This is a genomic window from Arthrobacter sp. UYEF20 (assembly GCF_040546335.1).
In the GTDB taxonomy this organism is placed as follows: Bacteria; Actinomycetota; Actinomycetes; order Actinomycetales; family Micrococcaceae; genus Arthrobacter.
Map to the genome: position 1 here is coordinate 1 of NZ_JBEPNP010000067.1, position 1,273 is coordinate 1,273.

Consider the following 1,273-nt stretch of genomic DNA (forward strand, 5'->3'; position numbering starts at 1 on the left):
GCGTCGTCCTTGTACTTCTGGCTATACCTCTTACGGTCGGTCATTGTGAAGAAGGGCTCCTAACAAGCTGTCTCACAAAACCATACGGCCGCAGTATGACGACAGCGCGGAAGAAATGGGTCTGGCCTGCTGCGGGGTGGCCTGTTGGCTCCCGGGCAGCACAAACACTCCTGCAGCCATGCCGCCCAGGAACCCGGCGCCGGCGACTGCCCCGGCCGCCAGCCACCGCCGTGCGGGCTTGCGCCGCAGGGAAGGGGCCTTTTTTTCGACCCGCGAGACCAGTTCCGCCCGGAGCGCATTGCTGAATGTTTCATCGACGCGAAGATGGTTCATGGCCGTTCTCTTTCCACTACCGTGGCGGGCGTTGCCCCCGCCGCTCCATAGATCGCTGCTTTCATGCGTAGACGTGCCCGGTGCATACGGGTCTTCGCAGCGCCCCGTGTCAGGTTAAGGACGGCCGCGGCCGCGGAGAGGGTGTACTCCTCGAAGACAACCAGGCTCACCAATTGCAAGTCCGTGGTGTTCAGCGTCCCGAGGGCCAGCGCCACGTTTATGTCCACGGCATCATCCATGTAGGAACCATCAGATGTCGCGTCAAAAGCCTCATCGTTGCGCGGGAGGGACCGGAGGAGGCTGCTGTAGCGGAAGGCTGCCCGCCGGCTGTTGCGTGCAATATTCGTCGTCGTGACAAGCAGCCAGGGAAGAATGGAACCCTCAACGAGCCTCACCTTTCCCCGGCGCCTCCACAGCTCAAGGAACGCCGTCGACATGATGTCCTCAGCATTATGTCGATCCCTCGCCAACCGGAAGGCGTGCCGGAAGACCCGGTCGCGGTGCCGATCGAACAACACCCCGAAGGCCTCGCCCTCGCCCTTGAGGCTGCGCGACCACAGCCCGTCATCCTCGGATTCAATGTTCCCCATGCCCTGTATTGTCCGGGACAACCCAAAGGTTACACATGGACGGAAGATCGTCCGGAGAAGTATCAGGCAATGCTCGTAGGGAGCACAGCCGCGCAGCGTGACCGAGAGGCCACAGAGAGCGTCTTGCCGACGTCCTACTCGACCACAGAGCCGCTGCGGGTGACGTACCGCATAGATTGGGTTTGTTGGGATGAACGGCAGATTTGCGGCCCAGTAGCCCGTTCTGCCCAGTGCCGGCGGGGTTTGAGGGGCCAGCGGAGCGCTCAGAGTGGCCGAGTTGCGGTGGGGGTTGTCTGGGTGTATTGTTTTTTAAGTCGCCACGAGGGAGACCAGCGGAAATGCTGGGAACC

The 1,273-nt window shown here is 62.0% G+C and carries 2 protein-coding genes; both read right to left on the reverse strand.

What is annotated here, in order from left to right:
- Window positions 1-72 precede the first annotated feature (72 nt).
- Entirely contained in the window at window positions 73-333 is a 261-nt protein-coding gene (locus ABIB26_RS23665; RefSeq protein WP_354248648.1) for a hypothetical protein, read from the reverse strand.
- Window positions 330-923 (reverse strand): RNA polymerase sigma factor, encoded by a 594-nt coding sequence (locus tag ABIB26_RS23670; protein WP_354248650.1) that lies wholly within the window; start codon window positions 921-923, stop codon window positions 330-332. The genes ABIB26_RS23665 and ABIB26_RS23670 overlap by 4 nt, the downstream gene beginning before the upstream one ends.
- Window positions 924-1,273: the final 350 nt, after the last annotated feature.